Source organism: Paraglaciecola sp. 20A4 (assembly GCF_011378905.1).
Classification (GTDB): domain Bacteria; phylum Pseudomonadota; class Gammaproteobacteria; order Enterobacterales; family Alteromonadaceae; genus Paraglaciecola.
In genome coordinates this window covers 90,744-115,691 of record NZ_WTPY01000007.1, presented here as the reverse complement: position 1 = coordinate 115,691, position 24,948 = coordinate 90,744, and the positions used below count along the sequence as shown (strand labels likewise).

At 41.9% G+C, this 24,948-nt stretch carries 22 protein-coding genes and 1 tRNA gene; 11 read left to right on the top strand and 12 right to left on the bottom strand.

The window, feature by feature from the left end:
* The first annotated feature begins 180 nt into the window (after window positions 1-180).
* The 4 genes from purM to fadE all read left to right on the top strand — a co-directional run bounded on the left by purM (window position 181) and on the right by fadE (window position 5,228).
* Window positions 181-1,218, top strand: a complete 1,038-nt coding sequence (gene purM / locus GQS54_RS09875) for a phosphoribosylformylglycinamidine cyclo-ligase (RefSeq protein ID WP_166423833.1) — start codon at window positions 181-183, stop codon at window positions 1,216-1,218.
* Window positions 1,218-1,874 (top strand): phosphoribosylglycinamide formyltransferase, encoded by a 657-nt coding sequence (purN, locus tag GQS54_RS09870; protein WP_166423832.1) that lies wholly within the window; start codon window positions 1,218-1,220, stop codon window positions 1,872-1,874. The genes purM and purN overlap by 1 nt, the downstream gene beginning before the upstream one ends.
* A complete protein-coding gene (locus tag GQS54_RS09865) occupies window positions 1,834-2,559 on the top strand; it encodes a DUF3108 domain-containing protein (RefSeq protein ID WP_166423831.1) in 726 nt (241 codons plus the stop codon). The genes purN and GQS54_RS09865 overlap by 41 nt, the downstream gene beginning before the upstream one ends.
* 206 nt (window positions 2,560-2,765) lie before the next feature.
* Window positions 2,766-5,228 carry an acyl-CoA dehydrogenase FadE gene (fadE, locus tag GQS54_RS09860; protein ID WP_166423830.1) on the top strand — a complete coding sequence of 821 codons (2,463 nt, stop codon included), beginning with the start codon at window positions 2,766-2,768 and terminating at the stop codon, window positions 5,226-5,228.
* A gap of 225 nt (window positions 5,229-5,453) precedes the next feature.
* On the opposite strand, the gene GQS54_RS09855 is transcribed toward fadE, so the two are convergent.
* The 3 genes from GQS54_RS09855 to pheS are packed head-to-tail and all read right to left on the bottom strand — an operon-like array spanning window position 5,454 to window position 9,136.
* Window positions 5,454-5,750: an integration host factor subunit alpha gene (locus GQS54_RS09855; protein ID WP_158769694.1), complete on the bottom strand. Its 297-nt coding sequence runs from the start codon at window positions 5,748-5,750 to the stop codon at window positions 5,454-5,456.
* Window positions 5,751-5,755: 5 nt separating this feature from the next.
* Window positions 5,756-8,143, bottom strand: coding sequence for a phenylalanine--tRNA ligase subunit beta (gene pheT, locus GQS54_RS09850; protein WP_166423829.1), 2,388 nt, complete (start codon window positions 8,141-8,143; stop codon window positions 5,756-5,758).
* Window positions 8,144-8,155: 12 nt separating this feature from the next.
* Entirely contained in the window at window positions 8,156-9,136 is a 981-nt protein-coding gene (gene pheS / locus GQS54_RS09845) for a phenylalanine--tRNA ligase subunit alpha (RefSeq protein ID WP_166423828.1), read from the bottom strand.
* A 163-nt stretch (window positions 9,137-9,299) separates the two neighbouring features.
* Here pheS and GQS54_RS23420 point away from each other — a divergent pair, with 163 nt between their 5' ends.
* Window positions 9,300-9,428, top strand: coding sequence for a hypothetical protein (locus tag GQS54_RS23420; RefSeq protein WP_277344131.1), 129 nt, complete (start codon window positions 9,300-9,302; stop codon window positions 9,426-9,428).
* 67 nt (window positions 9,429-9,495) lie between these two features.
* Here the strand turns inward: GQS54_RS23420 and rplT are convergent, their stop codons facing one another.
* The 4 genes from rplT to thrS all read right to left on the bottom strand — a co-directional run bounded on the left by rplT (window position 9,496) and on the right by thrS (window position 12,661).
* The gene (rplT, locus tag GQS54_RS09840; protein WP_007105570.1) at window positions 9,496-9,852 is read right to left on the bottom strand and encodes a 50S ribosomal protein L20; all 357 of its coding nucleotides are present in this window, start codon (window positions 9,850-9,852) and stop codon (window positions 9,496-9,498) included.
* A 15-nt stretch (window positions 9,853-9,867) separates the two neighbouring features.
* Window positions 9,868-10,065, bottom strand: a complete 198-nt coding sequence (rpmI, locus tag GQS54_RS09835) for a 50S ribosomal protein L35 (RefSeq protein WP_007105571.1) — start codon at window positions 10,063-10,065, stop codon at window positions 9,868-9,870.
* 116 nt (window positions 10,066-10,181) lie between these two features.
* Complete coding sequence (infC, locus tag GQS54_RS09830; RefSeq protein WP_158772201.1) at window positions 10,182-10,709, bottom strand: translation initiation factor IF-3; 528 nt, start codon at window positions 10,707-10,709, stop codon at window positions 10,182-10,184.
* Window positions 10,710-10,744: 35 nt separating this feature from the next.
* Window positions 10,745-12,661 (bottom strand): threonine--tRNA ligase, encoded by a 1,917-nt coding sequence (gene thrS / locus GQS54_RS09825; protein ID WP_166423827.1) that lies wholly within the window; start codon window positions 12,659-12,661, stop codon window positions 10,745-10,747.
* Between the two features lie 163 nt (window positions 12,662-12,824).
* Here thrS and GQS54_RS09820 point away from each other — a divergent pair, with 163 nt between their 5' ends.
* The 3 genes from GQS54_RS09820 (at window position 12,825) to GQS54_RS09810 (ending at window position 15,423) form a co-directional block, all read left to right on the top strand.
* The gene (locus GQS54_RS09820; protein WP_166423826.1) at window positions 12,825-13,484 is read left to right on the top strand and encodes an START domain-containing protein; all 660 of its coding nucleotides are present in this window, start codon (window positions 12,825-12,827) and stop codon (window positions 13,482-13,484) included.
* 139 nt (window positions 13,485-13,623) lie between these two features.
* Window positions 13,624-14,367: a pteridine reductase gene (locus tag GQS54_RS09815; protein ID WP_166423825.1), complete on the top strand. Its 744-nt coding sequence runs from the start codon at window positions 13,624-13,626 to the stop codon at window positions 14,365-14,367.
* 57 nt (window positions 14,368-14,424) lie between these two features.
* The gene (locus GQS54_RS09810; RefSeq protein ID WP_240919890.1) at window positions 14,425-15,423 is read left to right on the top strand and encodes a DUF3080 family protein; all 999 of its coding nucleotides are present in this window, start codon (window positions 14,425-14,427) and stop codon (window positions 15,421-15,423) included.
* Here the strand turns inward: GQS54_RS09810 and GQS54_RS09805 are convergent.
* The 5 genes from GQS54_RS09805 to GQS54_RS09785 form a co-directional block, all read right to left on the bottom strand.
* The gene (locus GQS54_RS09805; protein ID WP_166423823.1) at window positions 15,420-16,175 is read right to left on the bottom strand and encodes a 3'-5' exonuclease; all 756 of its coding nucleotides are present in this window, start codon (window positions 16,173-16,175) and stop codon (window positions 15,420-15,422) included. The genes GQS54_RS09810 and GQS54_RS09805 overlap by 4 nt on opposite strands.
* 20 nt (window positions 16,176-16,195) lie before the next feature.
* A complete protein-coding gene (locus GQS54_RS09800; protein WP_166423822.1) occupies window positions 16,196-18,085 on the bottom strand; it encodes a DUF294 nucleotidyltransferase-like domain-containing protein in 1,890 nt (629 codons plus the stop codon).
* 73 nt (window positions 18,086-18,158) lie between these two features.
* Complete coding sequence (locus tag GQS54_RS09795) at window positions 18,159-19,784, bottom strand: BCCT family transporter (RefSeq protein ID WP_166423821.1); 1,626 nt, start codon at window positions 19,782-19,784, stop codon at window positions 18,159-18,161.
* A gap of 51 nt (window positions 19,785-19,835) precedes the next feature.
* The gene (locus GQS54_RS09790; protein ID WP_166423820.1) at window positions 19,836-21,188 is read right to left on the bottom strand and encodes a porin; all 1,353 of its coding nucleotides are present in this window, start codon (window positions 21,186-21,188) and stop codon (window positions 19,836-19,838) included.
* 746 nt (window positions 21,189-21,934) lie between these two features.
* A tRNA-Val gene (locus GQS54_RS09785) sits at window positions 21,935-22,011 on the bottom strand.
* A 514-nt stretch (window positions 22,012-22,525) separates the two neighbouring features.
* Here GQS54_RS09785 and GQS54_RS09780 point away from each other — a divergent pair.
* From GQS54_RS09780 to GQS54_RS09770, 3 genes are all read left to right on the top strand, one after another.
* The gene (locus tag GQS54_RS09780) at window positions 22,526-23,575 is read left to right on the top strand and encodes a patatin-like phospholipase family protein (RefSeq protein WP_166423819.1); all 1,050 of its coding nucleotides are present in this window, start codon (window positions 22,526-22,528) and stop codon (window positions 23,573-23,575) included.
* A 476-nt stretch (window positions 23,576-24,051) separates the two neighbouring features.
* Window positions 24,052-24,435 (top strand): ACT domain-containing protein, encoded by a 384-nt coding sequence (locus GQS54_RS09775; RefSeq protein WP_166423818.1) that lies wholly within the window; start codon window positions 24,052-24,054, stop codon window positions 24,433-24,435.
* Between the two features lie 5 nt (window positions 24,436-24,440).
* On the top strand, window positions 24,441-24,941 hold the full coding sequence (locus tag GQS54_RS09770; protein ID WP_166423817.1) for a PTS glucose transporter subunit IIA: 501 nt from the start codon (window positions 24,441-24,443) through the stop codon (window positions 24,939-24,941).
* Window positions 24,942-24,948 lie beyond the last annotated feature (7 nt).

The following is a 24,948-nucleotide window of genomic DNA, read 5'->3' as shown; positions in this document are numbered from 1 at the left end:
ACTTAACTCCAGAATATAAAGGCCCTATTGTCATTGATTTACGTGCAAATTTCATCATTTGTTTCACCCTACTTTATGCAAGACATATTGAAATTGAGTAGATTTTCAGTACCTTTTGCCATTCTGAACTGGTAAAATCCGCGCTCATTTTTGGACCCTCACCCTCAAATAGGTAATTACGTGACCGATAATAAACCCTCCTTAAGCTATAAAGATGCAGGTGTCGACATCGATGCGGGCAATGAACTTGTTGAAAGAATCAAATCAGTTAGCAAGAAAACACATCGTCCTGAAGTCAGAGGGGGTTTAGGGGGTTTTGGCGCACTGTGCTCACTTCCAAGCAAGTACCGCGAGCCTTTACTCGTTTCTGGAACGGACGGCGTTGGCACTAAATTACGTTTAGCTATGGATTTAGAGCAACATGATGGTATCGGCATCGATTTGGTCGCCATGTGTGTGAACGATTTAATTGTGCAAGGCGCAGAGCCCCTGTTCTTTTTAGATTATTATGCAACTGGCAAACTCGACATTGATACAGCTGCGAAAGTCGTTACAGGTATCGGCAAAGGTTGTGAATTATCTGGTTGCGCGTTAATTGGTGGCGAAACCGCCGAAATGCCGGGCATGTATCACGGCAATGACTATGATGTTGCAGGATTCTGCGTCGGCGTAGTCGAAGCCGCTGATGTTATAGATGGAAGCCGAGTTAAAGCAGGTGATGCATTAATAGCATTGGGCTCGTCGGGTCCTCACTCAAACGGTTATTCTTTAGTACGTAAAATATTAGAAGTGTCTGGTTGCCAACCATCTGACGTTCTTGATGGAAAGCCATTATCTGAACACCTGCTAGAACCCACTCGTATTTATGTAAAATCTGTCCTTAACTTGTTAGAAACCGTCCAAGTGAATGCCATTACCCATATTACTGGCGGTGGTTTTTGGGAAAATATACCTCGCGTACTGCCTGCTGGTACCAAAGCAATTATCGACGAGAAAAGTTGGCAATGGCCTAGTATCTTTAACTGGTTGCAAGATCACGGCAATGTAACCACTTATGAAATGTACCGCACCTTTAACTGTGGCGTAGGCATGATCATCGCATTAGAGGCTGACAAAGCCGATGAAGCCATTGAACTATTGCGCGCTCAAGGTGAAAACGTATGGAAAATAGGTCACATTGAAAGTGGCGATGACACGAACCAAGTTGAGATTAAATAGTGTCGGATAATTCACTAAACACTAGAATCGTTGTGCTGATTTCAGGCAACGGTTCGAATCTGCAAGCCCTAATTGATGATATAGCAGAGCATAAAATAGCGGCAGAAATTGTCGCTGTTATCTCCAATAAAAAAGATGTCTATGGATTGGAACGAGCTACCCAATCGGGCATAGATAGTCACGTTGTCAGTCATAAAGATTATGCAACGCGTGAAGATTATGATGTCCAGTTAAACAGCGTTATAGCGAGTTATTCACCCGATTTAGTTGTTTTAGCCGGATTCATGCGCATATTAACTCCTTGGTTTGTTGAACAATTTACAGGTAAGATGTTAAATATTCATCCCTCTTTGTTGCCAAAATACAAAGGATTAGATACGCATCAACGAGCTATTGATGCCAAAGATGAAGTACACGGCGCATCGGTACACTTTGTTACTCCTGAGCTTGATGGCGGGCCAGTTGTATTGCAGTCCAAGGTGCCTGTTTTTACCGATGAAACAGCCTCGCAACTTGCATCAAGAGTGCAAGAACAAGAGCGCCAAATGTATCCATTAGTCGTCCGATGGTTCTGCCAAAAAAGACTGCTAATGCTTAATAATAAGGCATATTTAGATGGAAACGAAATACCAAGCACGGGTTATGCGCCTGATTAGCAAACGATGGTTGTCGGGCCTTTTATTTATAGTTGGCTCGGTAGCTCAAGCGTCAGCATTACCTTCATTCGATGCTGAATATACGGCATTTCGTTATGGCAAAAAGCTCGGTTATGCATTGCTCAGCGTTGAGAACATCGAAAACAATACCTATCGCATGGAGTATCACTCGAAAGTTTCTCTGTTCTTCTTATCAGATAAAAGAACTGAAATTAGCGACTTTGCTTTTATTGATAATAAAATTGTCCCTAAGAACTATCGTTATAGTCGCACTGGTACTGGTAGCAACAAAAGCACCAAAATCGTTTTTGATTCCGACAAGGCTGAAATTGTTGTAGATGATAAGCAAGGAATTGCATGGCATGACCAATTCGATAACCAACTATATCGATTAGATATGCAACAAAAACTTGCCCAAGGACAGAAAGAGTTCAGCTATAGTGTTGTCAATTACCGTGGTCAGGAACGTGATTATAACCTAAAGGTGATGGGTACTGAGCAGCTTACTTTGCCCTACGGTATGCTTGAAGGCATAAAGGTTGAGATTGTTCGCCATAATTCAACTCGAGAAACGTTTGCCTGGTTTTCTCCTCAACTTAATTATCAACTCGTACGCCTACAGCAATTTAAAGATGATAAAGAGCAAGGTGATATTCAACTTAAAACGTTTGTTTTAACGCAATAAACTATCTTTATTGCAGTGGCTTATTTAAGCCACTGCACATCTCACCGTTAACGCCCAATCCAAATCTGACAAATAAGCACTCTAGATAATTAATCATTGATTAAAAAACTAATGTTATCCACTTAATTCTAGTAAGCTAAAGCTTGATATTATTTCAACATAATACTACCCTGAAAATCTGGTCTGACCTCTATCTTGGAGTCTTTATGCAAACGTTATTATGGACACTTATTATTATCGCTACCCTTGGGGCGGCGAGTTACTTTAGAATGAAATTAATGAATGCCACCATTGCTGTGGCTATCGCTATGTTATTGGGCAGCATAATAGGTCCGGTAGGTGGCTTAGCATGGTTGGTATTTTTGATTATTGCGATACCATTGAATGTTGAATCCATTCGAAAAAAATATCTTACGGCGCCTATCTTAGATACATATAAGAAAATCATGCCGGAAATGTCGAGCACAGAGCGCGATGCTATCGATGCAGGTACCGTATGGTGGGATGGCGAAATTTTTAGTGGCAATCCAAATTGGCAAGCACTGCACAGTATTCCACAAGGTCGTTTAACAGCTGAAGAGCGGGCATTTCTAGACGGTCCTGTTGCCGAGGTTTGCCAAATGGTGAATGACTGGGATGTGACGCACAAAGACGCGGATCTTACCCCCGAAGTTTGGCAATTTCTTAAAGACAATAAATTCTTTGCGATGATCATCAAAAAGCAATACGGCGGGCTTGAATTTTCTGCTTTTGCTCAATCTCGTGTATTACAGAAGTTGTCTGGTGTTAGCGCTGTCCTGTCTACCACAGTAGGTGTTCCTAACTCGTTAGGGCCAGGTGAATTATTGCAACACTATGGTACTAAAGAACAACAGGATCATTATCTACCCCGTCTTGCTACGGGTGAAGAGATCCCATGTTTCGCCCTAACAGGACCTGAAGCAGGATCTGATGCAGGTTCACTGCCTGACACTGGAATTGTGTGCAAAGGCGAATGGGAAGGTAAAGAAGTGGTCGGGTTACGTCTAACCTTTGACAAACGTTATATCACGTTAGCGCCGGTTGCGACTGTCGTCGGCTTAGCGTTTAAGATGTACGATCCAGATGGCTTAGTTGGTGACAAAGAAGACTTAGGGATCACCTGTGCATTATTACCTCGTGACACAAAAGGAATGGAAATCGGCAATCGTCACTTCCCATTAAACGTACCTTTTCAAAATGGCCCCATCCGCGGTAACGACATTTTTGTGCCCTTGGACTACATTATTGGTGGCGTTGAAATGGCGGGTCAGGGCTGGCGCATGTTAGTAGAATGTTTGTCAGTAGGACGTTGTATTACCCTGCCCTCAGCTTCTGCCGGCGGAGCGAAAAGTATCGCTTTGGCTACAGGCGCATATGCGCGTATTCGTCGCCAATTTAAAATGCCTGTCGGCAAAATGGAAGGTGTTGAAGAAATGCTTGCCAGCATAGGGGCGAACGCTTATCTCATGGATGCGGTTACCAGTCTAACCACCAAAGCAGTTGATTTAGGTGAGAAACCTTCCGTTGTGTCAGCGATTTGTAAGTACCATCTAACAGAGAAGATGCGTCAGTTGGTCAACGATGCTATGGATGTACATGGCGGTAAAGGCGTTATGCTTGGGCCAAATAATTATTTGGGTCGTGGTTATCAAGGTGCGCCTATCGCGATCACCGTGGAAGGCGCCAATATCCTGACTCGTAATATGATGATTTACGGTCAGGGTGCAATGCGCAGTCATCCATTTGTACTTAAAGAGCTTTACGCAGCAAGTAACGAAGATAAAGAACAAGGTTTGAATGAGTTTGACGATGCCGTCTTTGGCCATATTGGCTTTGCGATTAGCAATACATTTAGAAGTATATGGTTCTCATTAACAGGGGCTCGCTTAGCCGGTTCGCCATTTGATGATGAGACCGCAGGTTACTATCGTTCTTTACAGCAATTTAGTAGCAATCTAGCGTTATTGTCTGATGTTTCAATGGCCGTATTAGGCGGAGAACTTAAACGCCGTGAACGTATATCTGCGCGTTTAGGTGATGTATTAAGTCATATATATCTAGCGTCCGCTGTATTAAAACGATATGACGACCAAGGACGATTGAAGGAAGATTTACCTTTGGTCCACTGGGCAATGCAAGACACATTATTCAAATTAGAAACGGCGTTAATTGAATTGTTTGAAAACTTCCCATCTAAGGTTCTGGGTGTGGTTCTTAAGGCTATGATAATGCCATTCGGTCGTGCGTATCGTCGTCCTTCAGATAAGTTAGACCATGAAATTGCCGCTATATTACAAAGCCCCAACAGTTCACGCACTCGTCTTGGTGAAGGCCAACACTTTGGTGATAAAGATTGCTTAATGGGAGATTTGGAGCAAACGTTAAAAGATGTACTCGCTAGTGAGCCTCTATTTGACAAGGTATGTAAAGCTGCCAAGCAACGCTATCCTTTCACAGGACTTGATTTTATTGCCAGCAAAGGCATAGAGCTAGGTGTTATTAATGAGCAAGAAGCTGAATTACTTAAGCGTACTGAGGCTGGCCGCTTACGCACCATCAATGTCGATGATTTTGACCCCAAAGAACTCATCGCTAATACGCAGGCAACAAAAGCCAAACGTCGTCCTAAAGCATCTGACGCGGCTTAAAAGATGATGACTGATTAGCCTATTGCTAAAACACAAAAACCGCTTCATCGTAAGCGGTTTTTTTATATTCCTTATTTGCACGCTAGCGGCAAACCTAGCATATTTAACATTTAAGTTCGTTTGAACTGAGCACGAAAAAACAAACCTACGGTGTCTTTATTACGAGCACAAAAAATCCGCTGACTAGAAAATAGCCAGCGGATAAATTATCAAAAACCAGTCTGATTATTCGGTAGGTTCCGTATTCTCAACGCGGCTCTTAAGTTTTTGCCCCGGTCGAAACGTTACTACACGTCTTGCCTTAATGGGAATATCTTCGCCCGTTTTAGGATTACGCCCAGGTCTTTCACTCTTGAGTCGTAAATCAAAGTTACCAAAACCAGATAGCTTAACTTGCTCACCTGATTCTAACGCCTCACGGACCTCTTCGAAAAATGCTTCAACAAGATCCTTGGCATCTCTCTTGTTCATGCCTAACTTTTCAAATAAATGTTCCGCCATTTCGGCTTTGGTTAACGCCATATCCGTCAATCCCTCAATGTAGCCCCAAATTGCTCTGACAACTTAGTCAGAATACCATCGACCGCGGCTTGAATTTCTGCTTCTTCAAGCGTTCTAGTCATATCTTGTAAAGTCAATGAAATTGCCAAACTCTTAAATCCTGGCTCGATGCCTTTACCCTGATAGATGTCGAACAAGTTTAGGCCAACTAATTGATTTGCGCCAAATTTTTGGATGCAATCTAAAATCTCACCAACAACTTTATCATCGTCTACTACGATTGCAATGTCACGTCGATTTGCAGGAAATTTTGAAATTTCTTTCGCTTCAGGTAGCTTTTTATCCCCAAAACCAGCAATTTCTAGTTCAAAAACAAATACGCGACCATTTAGGCCAAGTAATTTTTCGAACTTAGGATGCACGGCCCCGAGTAAACCAATGAGGGTATCACCACGAAAAATCGCTGCACTTTGCCCAGGATGCAATGCACTGTGCTCGGTCGTTTCAAAGCGAAATGCTTCGATAGGTGCAACTTGGCTCAGCAATGCTTCAACATCCGCTTTAGCATCGAAAAAATCGACTTGCTTGTCAGCTCGGTCCCAATGCGCTTCATGCACGTTACCAGCAATCACGCCAGAAAAAACCAACTCTTGGCGAACGCCCATTTTTTCGCCGGTATCCGGTATAAACCGCAACCCTGATTCAAATAATCGAACGCGACTCTGCTGGCGTTTCTGGTTGTAAGAAACAGCTTGTAATAAACCAGTCCATAGGCTAACACGCATTGCTGACATATCAGCAGAAATAGGGTGCGGTAGCACAATTGCATCAATCTCAGGATACAACTTACTTTGCACTTTAGGATCAACAAATGAATAAGTGATCGCTTCTTGGTAATCTCGGTTGGTTAATGTGAGTTTTAATTCATTCACATCAAGCGCTTGCTCTTTACGAGCAGACATACGTAATTCAGCATTAGGCGCCAAATTAGGGATATTGTTATAACCATAAACGCGAGCAATTTCTTCGATCAAGTCTTCTTCAATCGAAATATCAAAGCGATAAGCAGGTACACTTACTTGCCATTGTCCATTTGATTCAACGGTCGAAAGCCCCAAGCGATCTAAAATATCACCAACAACACTCGCTTCAATCTCAATACCTAAAACGCGCGCAAGACGTGAAGCGCGTAGCACCACATTTTTAACCGGTGGGATGAATTCATTACTCAACGCTTCTATAACAGGTCCTGCTTCGCCGCCAACGATATCAAGTAATAATGCGGTTGCTCTTTCCATCGCTTGACGCTGCATTTGAGGATCAACGCCCCGCTCATAGCGATGAGAAGCGTCTGTATGTAAGCCATATTGACGCGCCTTACCCATTATTGCATCTGGTGCAAAAAAAGCGCTTTCTAGAAATATATTTTTACTTTTCGAGGTCACGCCTGAATCTAACCCACCAAATATACCTGCAATGGCTAAGGCTTTATTTTGATCCGCGATAACTAACGTATTGCTATTTAATTTCACTTTCGCTTCATCTAACAAAACAAGCTCTTCGTCTTGCTTAGCCATACGCACAGCTATATCACCAGTTAACGTATCGTTATCAAACGCGTGCATGGGGTGACCAAGTTCAAGCAAAACAAAATTAGTGATATCCACTACAGCATCGATACTGCGCACACCACTTCGACGAAGCTTCTCTTGTAGCCACAACGGAGACGGTGCACTTACATCAATGTTCTTTATCACCCTGCCTAGGTAACGTGGACAGGCTTGAGGAGCCTCTAATGCTATCGCTCTGGTATCATCAATGGTCGCCACCACATCTGGATAAACAGGCATATCAACATTACTTTTATTTAACACGCCAACTTCGCGGGCTAAACCACGCATACCTAAACAATCAGCGCGATTTGGCGTTAAATCTACTTCGATCGTTACGTCATTAAGGTTTAAATATTCGCGAATATCTTCACCAATTGGTGCGTCTGTAGGTAATTCTAAAATACCATCATGATCGTCAGAAATACCTAACTCAGAAAAGCTACACAACATACCAAAGGAAGGCTGACCACGTAACTTTGCTTTTTTAATTTTGAAGTTGCCTGGTAGGACTGCTCCAACTTTAGCCACGGCAACTTTGATCCCCTGGCGACAATTCGGTGCACCACAGACGATATCGAGTAGCTCATCTTCACCTACATTGATTTTGGTTACTTGCAGTTTATCTGCATCAGGGTGTTGACCGCATTCGACGACTTCGCCGATAACCACACCACTAAAATCGCCTGCAACGGGTTCAACCCCATCGACCTCAAGGCCGGCCATGGTAATCTGTTCTGCAAGTTGCTCAGTTGAGATGTCAGGGTTCACCCACTCTCGAAGCCATTTTTCACTGAATTTCATACTATCTTGCCCTTACTTAAACTGCTTAAGAAAACGAAGATCGTTTTCGAAAAATGCGCGTAAATCATTTACGCCATAACGCAACATGGTGAGACGTTCTACTCCCATACCAAATGCAAAACCGGTGTAAACCTCAGGATCAATGTTCACCGCACGTAATACATTCGGATGCACCATTCCACAGCCAAGTACCTCAAGCCACTTGCCATTTTTACCCATGACATCAACTTCAGCGGAGGGCTCCGTAAATGGAAAATAAGACGGGCGAAAACGCACTTGTAAATCAGCTTCAAAGAAGTTGTTCAAGAAATCGTGAAGTATCCCTTTCAATTGCGTAAAGCTGACGTTTTTATCTACCATCAAACCTTCAACCTGATGGAACATCGGCGTGTGAGTTTGATCGTAATCATTACGGTAAACGCGGCCGGGAGAAATAATACGCAACGGAGGTTGCTCTGCTTCCATAGTACGTATTTGAACACCAGAAGTTTGCGTTCTTAGCATCACGTCAGGATTAAAATAAAAGGTGTCATGATCAGCACGTGCCGGATGATTAGCCGGAATATTCAATGCATCAAAGTTGTGAAAGCCATCTTCAATTTCAGGACCCGTTTTAACGTTAAAACCTAATTCTGCAAAAAAGCTTTCAATACGATTAATGGTGCGCGTAACGGGATGCAAGCCACCTAATTCAGTTGTGCGGCCAGGCAATGAAACGTCAATAGATTCTGCAGCTAGTTTGCTGTTCATCTCTTGTTCGCGCAGCAACTCGCCTCGCACGTGAATCATTTGTTGAATTTGCTGCTTGGCTAAATTTATTTTTTGACCCGCAGCTGGGCGCTCTTCATTAGACAGTTTCCCCAAGCCTTTGAGTAATTCAGTCATGCGGCCTTTCTTGCCCATGAAGTCAACGCGAACCGCATCAAGCGTGCTTGCATCTTGAGCGACGTTAATTTGCGTTTCAGCCTCTTTGATTATGGCATCAAGATCCATAGTTTCCTCGAATTGGGTTAAATATTGGAGTCACTCACCACCGATCGGAAAAGCATGGCCGGACGTTTAAAAAGAACCCGCAATTCTACACGAAAGCGAGTACGTCAGGCTAGATGAAATTATTGGAAAGTACGGATATTAAACGCTTTTATTCGAGATATTAATGACAAAACCTGAAGTTTTAGTCAAACATGACACAGAAGATTGGCGTGACGCCCATGTAAACTGTTACTACTTATACAAGGTCAGTAAACTTGTAGATTGGGAGGATCAATCGTTAGACAAATATTAGACAAAAAAAAACGGCGAGCTTCCCGCTCGCCGTTCTTCGAAAGAACTTAAACTTAATTGTTAAATAATTAAGCTAATGCACCTTTAGCGGCATTTACTAATGCGCTAAATGCATTTTTGTCATGTACTGCGATGTCAGCTAAAATCTTACGATCGATTTCAACAGACGCCTTCTTAAGACCGTTGATGAAACGGCTGTAAGACATACCATTTTGACGAGCCGCTGCATTGATACGAGCAATCCACAATTGACGGAATTGACGTTTCTTTTGACGACGGTCACGGTAAGCATATTGACCAGCTTTCGTTACTGCCTGAACAGCAACGCGATAAACTCGACTACGAGCTCCGTAATAACCTTTGGCTTGCTTTAGTACCTTTTTATGACGGGCACGTGCAACAACACCACGTTTTACTCTTGCCATTTTTTAACTCCTCTCTTAAACGTAAGGTAACATGCGTTGAATCAACGCTGTGTCAGCTACATGGACCAATTTCTTGCCACGAAGGTGACGTTTACGCTTAGAGCTCTTTTTAGTCAAAATATGACGCAAGTGAGACTGCTTGCTCTTGAAACGACCTGAAGCGGTTTTTCTAAAACGCTTGGCAGCTCCACGGTTTGTTTTCATTTTAGGCATTGCTAAAACTCCGCATTGTTAATGACTAAACTGCTTTGCAGAACAGTAAGTCGTAGTTACATAGTGTGTAATAAGGTGAGCAAGGGTGCAGTGCCCTGTCTACTTGTAGACCTTAATTACTTCTTAATTGGGGCGAGCACCATGATCATCTGACGGCCTTCAACCCGATTAGGGAAAGACTCACAGTTAGCAATGTCTTCTAAATCGGTTTTAACACGATTAAGAAGAGCAATACCGATCTCTTGATGAGCCATTTCACGACCGCGGAAGCGTATCGTTACTTTAGCCTTATCACCACCGTCTAGAAAGCGACGCAGGTTGCGCAGTTTTACCTGGTAATCGCCTTCATCAGTGCCAGGGCGAAATTTAATCTCCTTGACCTGAATTTGCTTTTGTTTCTTTTTTTGCTCTTTCTGAGCTTTACTCTTTTCGAAGATGAATTTTCCGTAATCCATTACCTTACATACAGGCGGCTCAGCATTAGGGCTAATTTCAACCAAATCTAAACTATTTTGCTCAGCCAATTCGAGAGCTTCAGTGATTGATACAACGCCAATCTGCTCTCCATCCTTTCCAACCAAACGAACTTCATTTAATGTAATTTCTTCGTTAATCCGAGCTTTACCCGAATCTTTAGCCTTAATGTTAGCGCCTTTAATATGTTATTCCTCCACGAAATTTACTGAATTTGTTTGTTTTTGATCTGTTCACAAGCCAATTCAATGAAAGCATCGACAGACATCTTACCAAGATCATCGCCTTTGCGTGAACGTACTGCTATTTCACCAGCTTCTATTTCTTTATCACCGACAACAAGCAAATACGGGACACGCCTAAGCGTGTGCTCGCGGATTTTAAAGCCTATCTTCTCATTTCTCAAGTCTGACTTGGCTCTAAATCCATTTTCTTTTAGTTTTTTGACTACTTTTTGCGCATATTCACTCTGATTGTCAGTAATATTCATAACAACCGCTTGTGTCGGCGCTAACCAAAGTGGGAATGAGCCCGCATACTCTTCGGTTAAAATACCAATAAAACGCTCAAGTGAACCCAAAATAGCCCGATGAATCATCACTGGGACTTTACGTTCACCATCTTCGGCAACAAAAGTTGACCCTAAACGCTCTGGCATCGAAAAATCGAGCTGTACAGTACCACATTGCCACGCTCGATCTAAGCAATCATGCAAAGTAAATTCAATTTTAGGTCCGTAAAACGCGCCTTCCCCTGGTTGATAGTCAAACTCAACGTTATTGGCTTTGAGTGCTTCAGCTAACGCAGCTTCCGATTTATCCCAAATTTCGTCTGATCCGACTCGCTTTTCAGGGCGAGTAGATAACTTAACTACGATTTTTTCAAAACCGAATGTACGATATGTTTCGTACACCATTTTAATACAACCACTGACTTCAGCAAGAATTTGCTCTTCTGTACAGAAAATATGCGCATCATCTTGGGTAAAACCACGTACACGCATTAAACCGTGTAATGCACCTGATGGTTCATTACGATGACAACAACCAAATTCAGCCATACGCAAAGGTAAATCACGGTAAGACTTCAATCCTTGATTGAAAATTTGCACGTGTCCAGGGCAGTTCATTGGTTTAATAGCATATTCACGCTTTTCTGATTCAGTAGTGAACATATTCTCAGCGTATTTTTCCCAGTGACCTGATTTTTCCCACAATGAGCGATCCATCATTAATGGCCCTTTCACCTCATCGTAGTCATAATCACCTAAGCGCTCTCGCATAAACTTTTCAAGTTGGGTATAAATTGTCCAACCATCGTTATGCCAAAAGACCATGCCAGGGGCTTCTTCTTGCCAATGAAATAAATCTAGCGCTTTACCTATTTTACGGTGATCGCGCTTCTCTGCTTCTTCTAAGCGATTCAAATACGCTTTAAGTTGTTTTTTGTCAGCCCATGCTGTGCCATAAATACGTTGCAACATTTTGTTGTCGCTATTACCACGCCAATAAGCCCCTGCCACTTTCATTAATTTGAAATGCTGACAGAAACGCATGTTAGGCACATGAGGACCACGACACATGTCAATGTACTCATCATGATGATACAAAGCTGGGGTCGCATCTTTCGGGATATTTTCATCTAGAATTTGCAGCTTATAACCTTCGCCACGAGCTTCGAAGGTATCGCGTGCTTCTTGCCAATTAACGACTTTCTTCACTACTTCATAATTGGTTTTTGCCAATTCAAGCATGCGTTTTTCTAGTTTAACTAGGTCGTCGTCGTTTAGTGAATGCTCCATATCGATATCATAATAAAAACCGTTATCAATCGTAGGACCAATTGCCATTTTTACATCCGGCCATAACTGTTTAATGGCGTGACCGATTAAATGCGCACATGAATGACGAATAATTTCTAAACCATCATCGTCTTTAGCCGTGATAATTTGTAGCTTCGCATCCTGTTCTATCAGGTCACACGCATCAACGCGAACACCGTCTACTTTACCAGCAATGGTCGCTTTGGCTAAACCAGGGCCAATATCATTTGCTACATCTAGTACTGAAACAGCGCTATCGAATTGGCGTTGACTGCCATCTGGGAGTGTAATAATGGGCATAATAATCCTTGAGCAGTGGTGACGCCTACCAAGCGCCACATGCAAAATCTGTTTTGCGAGTAACTCGCAGGCATAAAATAAAAAAACACCTCTAACGGGTGCCGAGATCCATGTTCTGTTACCATCAGAACAGCGCTACATTATAACGAAAATTGTGCAAACTATGCAATCGCCATTCAAATTCAATCTATGCGGGTTACGTACATGCCTGTATCACCTATTTTTCCTGCCTTGCGTACTTCAAGCGCAGAGTCTAGAGCCTGCATCAACGTGGAATTTAGCATCCTCATCGGAGAATGTGACTGTTTACCAACGTGAAATCGAAAATAATCAATTAGCGGTGCGTGGTATTGCTCATTTAAATACGAGCATAAAAGCGTTTTTACAACTATTAGACGACACTAAGCGCGCCCCTCTGTGGATAGCGAATTGTCGAGAAGTCACAGTGCTCTTTTCTAACAAAAATAACATTCGCATAGTACACAGTAAATTTGCTGCGCCTTGGCCCATAAAAGACCGAGATATGGTGACCAAATCAGTCAGTTATTATCAACATGACATTCTATTTATCGACATTATTGATGTGGGTGATCAATACCCACAAAATGACGGCTATGTGCGCATGCAAAAAGTAAACGGTCAGTGGAAATTATTTTCAACTGCAAATGGACGGTTAACGATAGAATATACGGGACAGGCTGATCCAGTGGGTAAAATCCCTAGCTGGCTAGCAAATCGAACGCTAATATCGTCAGTACGTGAAACCTTTGAAAATATCGTACAACAATTAGATAATATCACCGAGCCTAGCTCAGATATGTGATGGCTTGCATCAGATGGTTACTATTAGCATAGATGGTTAGTATTAGCATAAAAATTGTAAATTACGGTGACGCGACATAATCCTAATTGCCCGACGTTACGTATCATCACCCAGTTTATAGCAAATTATATGGAGCCTTATGTCTGCCAAAGTCGCATTTATCACAGGTAGCGCCAAACGCATTGGAGCCGCCACTGCTCTTTACTTACATAATGCAGGTTTTAATATTGTCCTGCATTGTCATCACTCCGTCGAAGACGCAGAAGCTTTATTAGCGACCTTTAATAGTAAACGCCAAAACTCCGCTCGATTAGTCATTGCAGATTTATGCGCAACTGAAACTTTAGGACAATTGGCTGAGCAGGTTATGAATGCTTTTGGTCGTATCGATGTATTAGTCAACAATGCTTCATCATTTTACCCTACCCCAATAGGGGAAATCACCCTAGACAATTGGCAAGATTTATTTGGTAGTAATGTTCAGGCGCCGTTATTTTTAGCTCAGCACTTAGCACCAGCCTTAAGCACTAATCGAGGCGTGATCATTAATATGGTCGACATACATGCAGATAGACCATTAAAACACCATACAGTCTACAGTATGGCCAAAGCAGCACTTGTGACGATGACAAAATCCTTAGCTATCGAGCTGGCACCTAACGTTCGCGTTAATGGTGTAGCTCCAGGAGCTATTTTATGGCCAGAACAGGTATTGTCTGAACAAGATAAAGATCAGGTTCTAAACCAAATTCCTATCAAGTCGTTAGGTCAGCCAGATGATATCGCTCAAGCAATACATTATTTGTGCGAAGCGAAGTACGTCACGGGACAAATCATTACCGTAGATGGCGGACGCAGTGTTGTATCGAGTCATAAAGTTTAATTGGCTAACATGAATCGATTTTCGTTAGCTAATTTGCCGCCACGGCATTTATGCTGCTTGCTTTTATCGATTCTAACTTTGTTTGGCTGTGGTAAAAATAACCTCGAGAAAACGTTCGAAGACTATCAGCAGCGCATGGCTAATGTGCTCGACACTCCATTTTCAAACACACAACTGCACACGTCAACGTCGTCTTCAATAACACTTCAATACCCAACAAAACGTGAGTTAAACACGGTTATCGAAACGCCATTAATAGATGTTAAGCAATTTTTTGCGCTTGATAAATGTGATGTAAATGTTTTGATAGCACAGCGGAATACACCTTTAGGGCGCACTCAACTGCCTTCAGTTCGCTATGTTTACGAGCATAAGATGCTTGCTTCTTTGGCTCGCTGTAGCAAATTAATGCCCCAGCAACGCGAAAATTTAAATCGATGGATAAGCCAAAAACAAACTGATTTGCCCTTCGTTTGGGCAAATCTAATACAGACCAGTAAAGAAACGATCAACGCTTTTAGTAACAACAGTGCATTTATCAGCTCGGTGAGCGCAACGGATCTACAACAAACTCAAAGCGCTCTTAGCTATTTATTGGATTTAAAAACGCATCCTCAAGCAACTATTTCCGCAAAAAAATTAGAACGTAATCTTGAGCAGCTAGCGAAAATACATTTACCGGCTAAAACATGGCGGACTCAAGCATTGATGGCTAAGGAGCTAACGAGAACGACGACATGGCTGAAGCTGCAACCTTTATTTAAACAATGTCCTAATGGACAAGCCAGCCAAAAAATAACATATTTAAAAAACGTATTTACGCTATTTTTTATTGAAAAAATTCAACCTATTGGCAGTGACTTAAATCGAGTTCACTATACCTTATCTCCAATATATCAATCTCTTAGCGAGCAACCTGAGCTACATAAAAGCTTTAGGCGTCTACTCACTGAGCAAAGCATAACGGCATTTTCTACTTATCAATACGCAATGAAGGAGCATGTACTGTTTTGGCAAAAATTATTCAAGCATTGCTCTATATCGCCTAATACCTAACACCAAATAGCTGAAATGGGCACCGACTGTTCGGGATAATGAGTGGCGATTTGTGCTTGTAACAATTCTGCGCAAGCCAACGCATCTGTTAATGCATTGTGCTGACGATAATAAGGTAAATTATATCTTGTACGGCAATCTGTAAGGCGAATTGATGGCGTTTTTTGCCCCAATAAACTGCGTAAAAACGTGCGCTTGAATGTGCGAGAAAAGCGCGCCTCTAGCGCCATCGTATCAATACAGGGAAAGACAATTTCTTCATTAATGTAATGTTTAAGAGCCGAATTTAAAAAACGGGTTTCAATATCTTTATGATGCGCAACCACTATTTTTCCCTGAAGATGTTGCAATAGCGCGTCTAAAATCGAATTAAAACTTGGCGCACTGGCCACATCTGAGTGGGTAATACCATGGATAACCACCGATTTTGTTTTTAGTTCGGTATCGGGTTTAATTATCCAGTGGTACGCTTCTTTGCACCTTATTCGTTGAGCGGTTAACGCCACCAAACCAATACTCACGATGCTATCCGTTTTGGGGTTAAGTCCGGTCGTCTCAAAATCTAGCGCAACTAACGGTACCTCTGAAAGCGGGGTTTCTGGCGATACGACACCTTGAGCATAATATTCTTTGAGCGCAGGATAGTGCGCACTCTTGTTACGTTTAGCAAATTCAGCAGACCAATCGACACTTTTATTTAGCGTTCTAACATCCGGTTGATCTTGCAGTGCTTTCTTATCTAAGTAAAACATCTACTCCCCTTAACATCACGCTACAGATGACGACCTGGCTGATATCGATATTTCATGAATTTTTGGGCGTCACTTAGAATTTGAAACGCATCTTTTAAATTTTTACGTTCAAAATCTGACAAATATTCCGGCTCTATATCATTGTCTGGTACACGTTGCATATCTATGTCAAACGCTTGGTGTCGAATGCGAACCATGGCAATAAACTCCAGTGCATCCCGCAGGTCGGCGCCGCGCCCAGGAGGCAATATTTTCGACTCAATGACACCTTGTAAACGAGCAAAACTATTACGCCCTTTTGCGCCTACCGACAAAGCATGAACACGAATCAAGTCAGCAATGGGCGCGGTACCTCTGCGTTTCATATTAATTGAGTTCGTTTGACGACCATCGGTCTCCATTACAAAGTCCTTAAAGAAACCCAAGGGCGGCGTCCGTAACAACGCATTTCGCGCCAAACATGCTAAGAATCGTGCGTTTTTATAAGCTTTTTTACGAATAAGGCGATTTAACGAATCAGCCCAAACTTTTTTGCCCCACACACCGTCAAGATCGAAGAAAATAGCACTGTTGAGCAATGTTTCAGGGGTCGGCTTATCTATCCATTGGCTAAAATACTGTTCCCATACTTTCAAAGGTTGACGCCATTTCTTGTTCGTCGCCATGATGCCACCCTTACAATAGGTGTAACCACATCTGTCTAGGCCATCGCACACAAAATTTGCTAGCGCATCAAAGTATTCATCGTGTATTTGTGGGTCGAAGCGGTTGTCTAACACCAAAGCATTGTCTTGGTCAGTTACAATCAATTGCTCGTCTCTGGCCATTGAACCAAGCGCTAGAAAGCAATAAGGGATAGGAGGCGGACCAAACTCTTGCTCAGCCAGCTCAAGTAAGCGTTGTTTAAAACTACGTCCGATCACGGCCATCGCACTGCCTATCATCTGTGAATTTGCATCTTCATGCACCATTCGAGAGAAGCAGGTTTGCACTTCGCCTTTAAGCGCCGCCAGCTCATCAACATTTAGCGCGTTGAAAATACTTTTGACTACAAATAAACTGTTTTGAGATTCGTAACGTAAAATATCTTGATGACTAATTAGACCAATAGGTTGAGATTTTTTAAGCACTGGCAAATGCGTTACCTTGTGCTTAAGCATTAGCATCATTGCTTCAAATACGTATTGGTGACTTTGCACACTGGTTAATTGCGACGTCATGATATCAGTCACCGGAGATGACAACTTTAATCCTTGCGCCACCAGTCGACTGCGAATATCAACGTCAGTAACGATACCAATAACCAATTCCTCATCATCAGCGTCGTCATTAACGCTGAGCTGATCGTTCGAAATAAGAACGGATGACACTCCCTCTTCAGTCATGCGCACTGCCGCTTCTTGCACAGTCGTATTGGGTGGTAAAATTAAGGGTAATTGGCCAATTAGTTTTTCAACTTTGGCGGTTAATAATGAGTCATTTTCTTTTCTATCTGCATTCGAATCACGCAGTCGGCTACGATCTTCTACTTCAACGAAATCAGCAAATTGCTCATTACTATCAAAAAGATTGTTAAAGGTCTCCGCATCTATTAAATATACCAAGGTGTCTTCAAGTGCCACCACAGGGAATCGCACTGGACGATTGCGCATAATCGCTAATTCACCGAAAAAATTGCCCTCCCCTAAGCGATTATATAATTCGCCGTCACGGCGAAAAACTTCCACCGCACCACTTCGGATCACAAACCATTGGTTATTATCTTGGCCGAATGTAAGGATGGGCGAACCCGCTTTGTAGTAAGCAATTTCAATTCCGGAAGCCAACTGAGAAAGTTCCTGCTCAGCCAAGTCTGAAAACGGTTTATGCCGATGAAAAAAATCTGTGACTTCAACTTGTTCGATAGCCATATCATTCACTCTGAGTTACGTAAAAATGACAAATCCAGCCATATGGCTGGATTTGCATTACCTAACGTATGGGTTAACGTGGTTCAGACATCAAGCCTTTTACCATGGAGAAAGCGGCAATAAGCAATACAATCGTGAACGGGAATCCCGTGGACACCGCCATCGCTTGTAATGCGATAAGTCCGCCGCCAAGGATAAGCGAAATAGCCACTAAGCCTTCGAATACACACCAGAACACGCGCTGAGGCGTAGGTGATTCGACTTTTCCGCCTGCAGAGATAACGTCAATTACCAAAGATCCTGAGTCCGATGAGGTAACAAAGAACACAACAACCAATATAATGGCGATAAACGAGGTGATATTCGCTAACGGTAATCCTTCAAGTACGGCAAACAATTGCAGCGGTAATTCCGCATTAACCGCGGTTTGATATCCATCAACCACAACTTGTTTAATCGCTGTACTACCAAAGACCGTCATCCAGAATGCACAAGCAAGTGAGGGAATTAACAACACCGAAATAATAAACTCACGGACTGTACGACCACGAGAGACACGGGCGATAAACATACCAACAAAAGGACTCCAGGAAATCCACCAAGCCCAATAAAATGCAGTCCAACCTGTGGCAAAGCCTGTATCTTCACGCCCAACCGGATTAGCCAACTCAGGCAAGTAACGAATATAAGACACTATATTGTCGAAGAAGCCAGTAAAGATGGCTATAGTGGGTCCAACAACGAGTACGAAGACCACAAGCAATACAGCTAGAAACATATTAATTTGCGATAGTTTTTTCACACCAGCATCCAGTCCCGCAATAACTGAGAATAGAGCCAACGCCGTTATACCCATCACCAACAGTATTTCTGTTGTCTCACCCAGTGGTATACCAAATACCGAATGCAAGCCTGATGCTGCCTGTGAAGCACCTAAACCTAATGACGTAGCTAAGCCAAACAACGTGGCTAAAATAGCAAGAATATCAATGATATGCCCAGGCCAACCCCATACACGTTCACCTAAAATCGGGTAAAAAACCGAACGTATGGTTAAAGGCAAACCTTTATTGAACGAGAATAACGCTAAGCCAAGCGCCATTATCGCGTAAATAGCCCAAGGGTGAAGTGCCCAATGATAAATGGACGCTGCCATAGCAAGACTTTCTGCGCCTGCGGCATCTCCTAGCGCCCCACCTAAAGGTGCGTAATCCGTGCGCACACCATTTTCAAATACCGGACCAGCGAAGGCTGTACCGAAGTGACCTAACGGCTCGCTCACACCGTAATACATCAAGCCAATACCCATGCCCGCGGCAAACAGCATCGAGAACCAACCTGCGTAAGTGTAATCTGGCTTAGCTTCTGTGCCGCCTAAGCGCACGCGGCCTAAAGGAGAGAAAACTAACACCAAACACAAAATAACGAAAATATTCGCAGCAGTCATAAAGAAACCATCAAGGTTCCCTGTTAACCAATTGCGGATATCACCAAAAAAGGGTTCTGCTTCAGCCTGAAAAATCAACGTCAGCGCAACAAAGGCGATAACCAACAAGCCTGATACGGCAAATACTCGGTTATGTATATCTAAACCAAATGGCCCTACGTTCACCACTATATTGTCTTGTCCCACTTGATAGTCTGTATCAATGGGGTTGACTTCTCCGTCCGGTATCATCGGATCTTTATTTTCACTCATCAAAATATCCTTTTATAAAACATCTACAAACATATGCGTTTGTTAAAACCATTAGAAATAATAACCAATATTAATATTAAAACGTTGCTCTGTTTCATCACTATCGCCAGCGGCACTGCCACCTATAAATGGTTGATTTTTCGCGTGTACAAAATCGAAATAGGTGAATAACCCACCGGCAGCGACTGACATACCCAATACATTCATCATAGTATTTTCAGAGTCATCCGACTTGTCATAAACCAATCCAAAGTTGTTATAGAATTGCAAATCCGTAACAGGACCAAAATCGACCGCCATATCATATGCGACATTCAATGTCGTTGACTTAGCATCCGCTGCGATTGAGTCATAAAACGAGTATGCCCCCACCGCTAATCTGTCTGCCTGACCAATATCATAATCATACTGACTATGCTGAAATTGAAGATGCCAATTGCGATATTGACTGCTGGTGTGTAGAGCCCACGCTTGATAGTCCCCGGCACGCTTTTCGCCATTATGGATACCACCTTGCAAAGCAGATACACCGACTTCAGTCTTTATTTCACCCGTCGTGAAGTGATACGCGAAACGGCCGGCTAAAGTATTGTATTCACCAAGACCTTCAATAGGCTCATCATAGATGCCATCCCCTTCAGATCTGATCCCAACAATATCATATGAGTAACGGTCTGAGCGATTATCTACATAACCATCTACACCGCCAAGTTCATCATTTTTGAAAAAACCGACATCCAGTTGCCAGTTGTCAGCAATACTGCGTTTGAAAACCACCCCTAAATCGAAGTCGTCTTCTAAGCCTAAATAATAATTCGTACTGAAGAAGTAATTTTGCGAGTTATAGGCCTGATTACCAAAAGGGACTTTTGTTATACCCGCTTGGACTTGCCAGTTTTCGCTAAATTGGTAACCAGCATAGGCATATTTTACTGCCGTCATATAATCAAAAAAGCGGATTTCGCTATTTAATGTTATACCACCTACTTCACCACTCATATTAATACGGAAAATATCGAAATCGAAATCTCCGCCACGGTTTTTATTGCCGTCATCGTAGGATGTATAACTGTAATTGGTTCTTATGGCACCACCAAAGGTGATCCCGTCTTGATTTTCGACCTCAGCCGTCGCAATTTCGACAGTATTAGATTCTAGTGCTTTGTCTTGTTTGACCAAATCAACCGACTGAGTAGTATCAACATCAGAAGATAAAGGCTGTTTAATCTCGTTAGTAGATGATAAAGATTGATTTTCAAGTTGCTCGAGCCGAGCTTGCAAAGCAGAAATTTGTGCTTTAAGTGTCGCAAGTTCTTGTTTGCTTACCTCTACAGCTGACGCGCTGAAAGAGCTTGCTATTGCCCCTGATAATAGGGCAGGACCAATACACTGTGTGAGTCTCATGCTATTTCCTTTGACGATAAAAAATAAATTGTGGTACCTCGTGACAAAACAACATCCATGTGACAACAATTAAGTTTAAATAGGCTTAAAACCCACATATAGCACTTATTGTTACTTCTTATTATTTGAATAGTCAGAAACAAATATTTCTAACCTGATCCTACTGTTTGTAAATTTCTCTTCAAAAAAACACACCTAATATAATCGCAAGCAATGCCGAGCGTATATCAGATTTAGATGTGATGCTTTGCTGGTGTAGCAAAATGCACACCATCCATCTATCAAAGTCAGAAATGACAAACAGTTACATTGAGCAGAATCGATTTTGCGCAATAAACTTAGTCAGTTATTTAGATAAAAATTCTAAATAAAATTTAAAAACATACTGAATTAACCATTTAACATTAGTATATGTAGCTTTTTCTTCCCATAAATTTGATTATCACACACCGCAAAATAAACTTTTAAATACCTTAAAATCAAAACGTTAAAAAATTTTCAACCTTTTTTATAACCCCATCAACAAATCTAATTAATAAAATGAGTAATACCTGAGGTTAAAGGAGGCACTTATAAACTAGCCATGGCAAAAAGTTGAAATAAAGTGGTTAGCACACAAATTAAAACGCGATAAAACATAGTCGAACGATAGTATTTAAAAGAATAAAACGACTTAAAAGCTAAGAAGAAATGTAAGAAGGGGAGAATATTGTAAAATATACAAACTGACTGAATGTTTTAGAAAGTGGTGCGTCCGAGTGAACTCGAATCACCGACCCCTACCATGTCAAGGTAGTGCTCTAACCAACTGAGCTACGGACGCACTGTATAGAACTTCGCTGAGGAATCCCTCGAAGCGGCGCGTATAATAACGATGCTTATGGGTGACTGCAAGCGCTTTTTTATGGAAGAAGCTTGGATGCTGAATTAATACACAAATTGCACATTTATACACCGCAACCGACGTTATTTTAACCTTTGAGTAAGCACTACAGTAGATTATGGTGAGTAAAATCAGGGTTTATATATGTGACAAGAGAGCAAAATATGCATCTTTATCATCACTGCAGCTATCTGAATGGCACACATTGGAATTGGATAAGCCTGAAGAGCAAATCGTTGACTTGTCGATGTGTCGTTTTTACTTTTTTGTCATAATTTAACTTTAATCAACGCTCAGTAACCATTATAAATTCTCGTATCACGGTGTTTTAATTGAACACGTTTAATGGCGTATTTTTCGAGTAAGGCGCAACCCGCCGACAATTTTTTCAGCATTACGAAAGCGTTTTACGGTAAGCTTAATCTATCAGTTAGATAATTATTTTGTTTTCTTTATGTTAGACATATATGCGGGAAAATCAGCCTTGGCGCTGATCGAGAAAGATGGTTTCAAGCAACAAATTTTTGGTTCATTTCTTGGCGCCAGTGGCGGTCCTAAATGGTTTAGTTTATTTGGTTTAGACAAGTATCTTTTTGGCCATTTTTTTGCTGATCGCAACGAACCATTAAACCTAATCGGGTCATCTGCTGGTGCGTTCCGTGCTGCTTGCTTTGCCCAAAAGGATCCAGTCGCTGCAATCAGTCGTTTAGCAAAATATTATTCGCAGACATCTTATGAAGATGATGTTACCCCGCTTGATATCAGTAATAGTGCTCGCGTACTACTTGATCGCGTTTTTGATCAAAATGGCGCACAGGAAGTGATCGACAATCCGATATTTAGAGCACACTTTTTAGTGGCTAAATCGAATGGGCTGGTAGCATCGGAACGTAGGCCGTTGCAAATTGCAGGCCTAGTCAAAAGCTATGCACTCAATAGAGTCAATCGAAAGTTACTGACAAAACAATATGAGCGCTTTGTCTTTCAAAATGCATTAAGCACGCTGAAAATTGAGGATGAAAGTGGATTTTTAACCCACCAAGTAGCCTTAACCAAAGACAATATTAAAGAGTCATTATTAGCCTCTGGCTCAATACCCATGGTCATGCTTGGCATTAAAAATATACCAGGTGCCCCACCAGGTATGTATCGTGATGGCGGTATTATCGATTACCACTTCGACATAGCTTTGAAAAATGCTCCTGGACTCACTTTATATCCACATTTTAATGCACAACCTAAAGCAGGATGGTTTGATAAATCTCTTAAACGACAAGTGAATGCTAAAAACTACGATAAAACCGTTATGTTGGTTCCCTCGGATGCATTTATCGATTCCCTGCCCTTTGGTAAAATTCCAGATCGCGAAGACTTTACTAAAATGACAACAGATTCACGTATAGCCTATTGGCAACAAGTACTCAAACAAACTGAATATTTAGCCTCGAGTTTCTGTGAGTTTGTTGAAAAACAGGACCTGTCGAAAATTAAATTAATTGCCTAACTGAGGTTAATTATGCGATCGGCCTGGATCAGGCGTCTTTCGTTTAACAATTAAACAAATAATTTATCCGTTTTCGACTAATAGAGACTTGCAAGTTATCAACATCAATGATTCCTTGTGTAAACTGTGCAATTTACGACCAACCCTAAAATAGTGAGTCATATCAATCGATTAAAGCGTAAAAACAGAGAACTCAACAAGGTTATCCACAGATTCAGTGGATAACACCACTATAAATGGCACTGAATGTGAATAACAGCCCATAACTTTGTGAATAAGCAACAAATAAAAAAATCATTCGATCTCGCTATTAGATCAGCAAACGAGCGATCAATGTTGAATATATAACCATGGTCATACCACCTGCAAATCGCCCTTTAATTAGCAGATATAACCAAATAATAACCTTTAAGTACTTGCGTTGTTCAGTAAAGCCAGCAGAATAACCACTTCAATTCTTATTATTCGGATAGTTCATGGCCAAACAGACGTTAGCACTGCATCCAACACATTTCTGTATACACAGCTTAGAACATGATGCCCCTATCCCTAATGAAGTACTGCAAGCCCCTATTTTCTTTATTAGTAAAACAGAAGACGAGTTGAGCGTTGTAGTGCCAGATGACGTGCACGTTAAGAGTGAAGCAAGCGATACTAATTGGCGGGCAATGGAGGTTTTGGGCCCCCTTAGCTTGTCGATGGTAGGTATCATGGCCAGATTAGGCTCTGTTTTTGCTAAAGCCAATGTGAGTATCTTCGTGGTGTCTACATTTGATACGGATTACTTTTTGCTCAAGCAGACTGATTTACTTAACGCCGTTAATGCTTTGCGTAACGACGGTTATAAAGTCACTGAGTAAACAACGTGTTTACCTCTATCGTAAAATCCACTGCACCTAAGACTTATCAGAAAGCCTTACCGGTCAATAGTCCGTTATCAGGCAAAGTCGTATCTATTGAGCACTTGCCTAATGCATTGTTTACCCATGGTATGTATGGAGATGGGGTGGCTATTGAGCCAGCGGGTTATCAACTTTGTGCGCCTTATGCTGGCGTAGTGACGCTGTTGCCTGTTACAGGGCATTGCATTGCACTTACTGCAACAAATGGTCTTCGATTTTACATGCAGCTCGGCATGAACAGTCACACAATGTTAGGAGAGGGATTTAAGCGTGTTGCTAGTATCGGCCAAACCTATAAGGCTGGAGACGTACTATTGGAGTTTGATTTAATTAAAATGCGTAAGTCCCTAGACTCTACGTTATGCCCTTTCATGCTACAAAATACCAAGAAACTGATGGCAATCCAGGGGCATTTTCACCAAGTCATGGCAACACAAGATGTCGCCATGACGTTGTTTATTTGACATTTAT

Coding starts and splice junctions, on each gene's coding strand:
- GQS54_RS09800 (WP_166423822.1), bottom strand. CDS start 18,085: ATGGCTATCGAACAAGTTGAAGTCACAGATTTTTTTCATCGGCATAAA.
- GQS54_RS09775 (WP_166423818.1), top strand. CDS start 24,052: ATGGCCAAACAGACGTTAGCACTGCATCCAACACATTTCTGTATACAC.
- GQS54_RS09805 (WP_166423823.1), bottom strand. CDS start 16,175: ATGTTTTACTTAGATAAGAAAGCACTGCAAGATCAACCGGATGTTAGA.
- GQS54_RS09865 (WP_166423831.1), top strand. CDS start 1,834: ATGGAAACGAAATACCAAGCACGGGTTATGCGCCTGATTAGCAAACGA.
- GQS54_RS09795 (WP_166423821.1), bottom strand. CDS start 19,784: ATGAGTGAAAATAAAGATCCGATGATACCGGACGGAGAAGTCAACCCC.
- GQS54_RS23420 (WP_277344131.1), top strand. CDS start 9,300: ATGACAAAACCTGAAGTTTTAGTCAAACATGACACAGAAGATTGGCGT.
- pheT (WP_166423829.1), bottom strand. CDS start 8,143: ATGAAATTCAGTGAAAAATGGCTTCGAGAGTGGGTGAACCCTGACATC.
- GQS54_RS09780 (WP_166423819.1), top strand. CDS start 22,526: ATGTTAGACATATATGCGGGAAAATCAGCCTTGGCGCTGATCGAGAAA.
- thrS (WP_166423827.1), bottom strand. CDS start 12,661: ATGCCCATTATTACACTCCCAGATGGCAGTCAACGCCAATTCGATAGC.
- pheS (WP_166423828.1), bottom strand. CDS start 9,136: ATGGATCTTGATGCCATAATCAAAGAGGCTGAAACGCAAATTAACGTC.
- GQS54_RS09790 (WP_166423820.1), bottom strand. CDS start 21,188: ATGAGACTCACACAGTGTATTGGTCCTGCCCTATTATCAGGGGCAATA.
- fadE (WP_166423830.1), top strand. CDS start 2,766: ATGCAAACGTTATTATGGACACTTATTATTATCGCTACCCTTGGGGCG.
- rpmI (WP_007105571.1), bottom strand. CDS start 10,065: ATGCCTAAAATGAAAACAAACCGTGGAGCTGCCAAGCGTTTTAGAAAA.
- GQS54_RS09820 (WP_166423826.1), top strand. CDS start 12,825: ATGCAATCGCCATTCAAATTCAATCTATGCGGGTTACGTACATGCCTG.
- rplT (WP_007105570.1), bottom strand. CDS start 9,852: ATGGCAAGAGTAAAACGTGGTGTTGTTGCACGTGCCCGTCATAAAAAG.
- GQS54_RS09855 (WP_158769694.1), bottom strand. CDS start 5,750: ATGGCGTTAACCAAAGCCGAAATGGCGGAACATTTATTTGAAAAGTTA.
- GQS54_RS09815 (WP_166423825.1), top strand. CDS start 13,624: ATGTCTGCCAAAGTCGCATTTATCACAGGTAGCGCCAAACGCATTGGA.